Raw genomic sequence first — 3,402 nt, 5'->3', positions numbered from 1 at the left:
TTCATGATCGGCTCGAGCAGCTGCACGCCAAGCTTGGGTGCGGCTTCACGGAAGCAGGCGCGGCCGGCGATTTCGAAGGCCAGAACGCTGGAGTCGACATCGTGGTAAGCGCCGTCGATCAGCGTCGCCTTGACGCCGATCATCGGGAAGCCCGCGAACGGACCCGAGGTCATGACGCTGTTGATGCCCTTTTCGACACCGGGGATGTATTCCTTCGGCACGGCGCCGCCGACGATCTTGGTCTCGAACTCGAACTCGCTGCTGTCCGGGTTCGGCTCGAAGACGATCTTGACGCGAGCGAACTGACCGGTACCGCCGGTCTGCTTCTTGTGCGTGTAGTCCTGCTCGTGCCTGCGGGTGATCGTCTCGCGATAAGCCACCTGCGGTGCGCCGACATTGGCCTCGACCTTGAACTCGCGACGCATACGGTCGACGATGATGTCCAGGTGAAGTTCGCCCATGCCGGAAATGATGGTCTGGCCGCTTTCCTCGTCGGTCTTGACACGGAAGGACGGATCCTCGGCGGCCAGGCGGTGAAGGGCGAGGCCCATCTTTTCCTGGTCGTTCTTGGTCTTCGGCTCGATGGCGATCTGGATGACCGGATCGGGGAATTCCATGCGCTCGAGAATGACCGGATGCAGCGGATCGCTCAGCGTGTCGCCGGTGGTCGTGTCCTTGAGACCGGCAAGAGCAACGATGTCGCCGGCAAAAGCCTCTTCGACGTCGGCGCGCGAGTTCGCATGCATCTGCAGCATGCGGCCGATGCGCTCTTTCTTGCCTTTCACGGTGTTGTCGACCGAGATGCCCTTGGTGAGCCTGCCCGAATAGATGCGGGCAAAGGTTAGCGAACCGACGAACGGGTCGTTCATGATCTTGAAGGCGAGCATCGACAGAGGCTCGTTGTCGTCGGCGTGACGCTCGATCTCGGCGTCGGTCTTGGCATCGACACCCTTGATGGCGGGAACATCGGCCGGCGACGGCAGATATTCGACGACGGCGTCGAGCAGCGGCTGCACGCCCTTGTTCTTAAAGGCCGAGCCACAGAACATCGGGTAGAACTTGACCGCGATGGTGCCCTTGCGGATCAGCGCGCGGATCTCGTCATTCGACGGCATCTTGCCTTCGAGGTAATTCTCAAGCGCCGTCTCGTCCATCTCGACGGCGGCCTCGATCATCTTCTCGCGGTATTCTTCGGCACGAGCCTTGAGGTCGTCCGGGATCTCGACGACATCCCAGGCAGCGCCCAGCGTCTCGTCGCGCCAGACAAGCGCGTTCATCTCGACGAGGTCGACGACGCCCTTGAACTCGGTCTCGGCGCCGATCGGCAGCTGCATGACAACGGCATGCGCACCGAGGCGCGAACCGATCATCTCGACCGAGCGGTAGAAGTCGGCGCCGATCTTGTCCATCTTGTTGCAGAAGATCATGCGCGGAACGCGGTACTTGTCGGCCTGGCGCCAGACGGTCTCGGTCTGCGGCTCAACGCCGGCATTGGCATCGAGCAGCGCGATGGCGCCGTCGAGCACGCGCAGCGAACGCTCGACTTCGATGGTGAAGTCGACGTGGCCGGGGGTGTCGATGATGTTGAAGCGGTGCATCTTGCCGTCACGAGCCTTCCAGAAGGTCGTGGTCGCGGCGGAGGTGATCGTGATGCCGCGCTCCTGCTCCTGCTCCATCCAATCCATGGTGGCAGCGCCGTCATGGACTTCGCCGATCTTGTGCGACTTGCCCGTGTAGTAGAGGACGCGCTCGGTGGTCGTCGTCTTGCCGGCGTCAATATGCGCCATGATACCGAAATTGCGGTAGTCTTCGATTTTGTATTCGCGGGCCATCGTAGCTGCCTCTCAGTCTCGTTCGCGCTTTACCAGCGGTAGTGCGCGAAAGCGCGGTTGGCTTCAGCCATCTTGTGGGTGTCTTCACGCTTCTTGACAGCCGTGCCGCGGTTGTTGGCCGCATCCATCAGCTCGCCGGAGAGGCGGTCGACCATCGTGGTCTCGTTGCGATTGCGGGCCGCAGCGATCAGCCAGCGAATGGCCAATGCCTGGCGCCGCTCGGGGCGCACGTCGACCGGAACCTGGTAGGTGGCGCCACCGACACGACGCGAACGCACTTCAACATGCGGCGCGACATTGTCGAGCGCCTGATGGAAGACGGTGACCGGCTCCTGCTTGGTCTTCGACTGAACCTGGTCGAGCGCGCCGTAGACGATGGTCTCGGCAACCGACTTCTTGCCATCATACATGACGGCGTTCATGAACTTGGTGACGATCAGATCGCCGAACTTCGGGTCCGGATTGATCTCACGCTTTTCTGCACTGTGACGACGCGACATGGCTTTTGTCTCTCAATCTCATAGCCCGACGCACTCAAGGAGCGCCAAGGCCGGAAAATCTTACTTCGGACGCCCCTTACTTCGGACGCTTGGCGCCGTACTTCGAACGGCGCTGCTTGCGGTTCTTCACACCCTGCGTGTCGAGCACGCCGCGGATGATGTGGTAGCGAACGCCCGGAAGATCCTTGACGCGGCCGCCGCGGATCATCACCACGGAGTGTTCCTGAAGGTTGTGGCCTTCGCCGGGGATGTACCCGATCACTTCAAAACCATTGGTCAGGCGGATCTTGGCCACCTTGCGCAGCGCCGAGTTCGGCTTCTTCGGCGTCGTTGTATAGACGCGCGTGCAGACGCCCCGCTTCTGCGGGTTCTGCTGCATGGCCGGGACCTTGTTGCGCTTCACCGGCGCAATGCGCGGCTTGCGGATCAGCTGGTTGACGGTAGGCATTAAACCCTCTTGTCTCTCAATTCCGTGTCTCGCCCGGTCAGGGCCGCTCAAAGCGTCATTTCCATACGCAAATTCGGGCCATAAACCGCGCCTCGCGGTCTTGCCCGAACAAAAGGCAGAGGAAGCGGAAGCCGCTTCGTGCACGCCGGAAATGTCTTTTCGCTCGTAAAACGAACCCTGTTTGAGGCAAACTCCAAAGCGTGTCGCTTCGGAAGGGAGAGCCTCACATCGGTTCTGACTGGGCGGCTTCTACTCGTAAGACCGCGGACCGTCAAGCCCGGAGCATCAAATATTGCGCGCCGACCAAGGCTTGGCAGCCATGCGAAAACCGCATGTAATTTTCTTTCGCATTTTTGCAAGAGCGAGGAAGAAAGTGACAAGCCTTCAGGCAAAGTGAATGGGTTTGCGCTGTTGCGCGGCCTTGCTTCATGCGAAAAGGCCGCATGAGCAGTCAAAACCCCCTCGCCCTCCCACCCGCTGCCAAGAGGAATCGGCCCGTGAACGACAATGAAGAACGCCCGGTCACCATCATCACCGGCCGGGTGTGGAAGAAAAAAGGCGGCAAACCGGAGGGCGTCCACGTCATGCTGGTCGCGCCCGACGACGATTCGGCGGTGCGCCG

The 3,402-nt window shown here is 61.1% G+C and carries 3 protein-coding genes and 1 pseudogene; 1 reads left to right on the top strand and 3 read right to left on the bottom strand.

Translation table 11 applies throughout. The features are described 5' to 3' along the window. The 3 genes from fusA to rpsL all read right to left on the bottom strand — a co-directional run. Positions 1–1,832: elongation factor G (gene fusA / locus EOB80_RS33145; protein WP_127332168.1), on the bottom strand; the 1,832-nt coding region annotated here is incomplete at its 3' end. Positions 1,833–1,861: 29 nt separating this feature from the next. Then, a complete protein-coding gene (rpsG, locus tag EOB80_RS33140; RefSeq protein ID WP_008875664.1) occupies positions 1,862–2,332 on the bottom strand; it encodes a 30S ribosomal protein S7 in 471 nt (156 codons plus the stop codon). A 76-nt stretch (positions 2,333–2,408) separates the two neighbouring features. Beyond that, on the bottom strand, positions 2,409–2,780 hold the full coding sequence (rpsL, locus tag EOB80_RS33135) for a 30S ribosomal protein S12 (protein ID WP_006333356.1): 372 nt from the start codon (positions 2,778–2,780) through the stop codon (positions 2,409–2,411). Positions 2,781–3,277: 497 nt separating this feature from the next. Here rpsL and EOB80_RS35745 point away from each other — a divergent pair. Further along, a pseudogene (locus tag EOB80_RS35745) lies at positions 3,278–3,402 on the top strand (transcriptional regulator); the annotation flags it as partial.

It is taken from the genome of Mesorhizobium sp. M7A.F.Ca.MR.245.00.0.0, from assembly GCF_003997415.1.
In the GTDB taxonomy this organism is placed as follows: domain Bacteria; phylum Pseudomonadota; class Alphaproteobacteria; order Rhizobiales; family Rhizobiaceae; genus Mesorhizobium.
Note: the sequence above shows the minus strand (reverse complement) of the source record. Positions and strands in the feature narration are given on the sequence as shown.

What these genes read in the sequence shown, in the direction of transcription:
- rpsL (WP_006333356.1), bottom strand. Translation starts at nt 2,780, where the DNA reads ATGCCTACCGTCAACCAGCTGATCCGCAAGCCGCGCATTGCGCCGGTG.
- rpsG (WP_008875664.1), bottom strand. Translation starts at nt 2,332, where the DNA reads ATGTCGCGTCGTCACAGTGCAGAAAAGCGTGAGATCAATCCGGACCCG.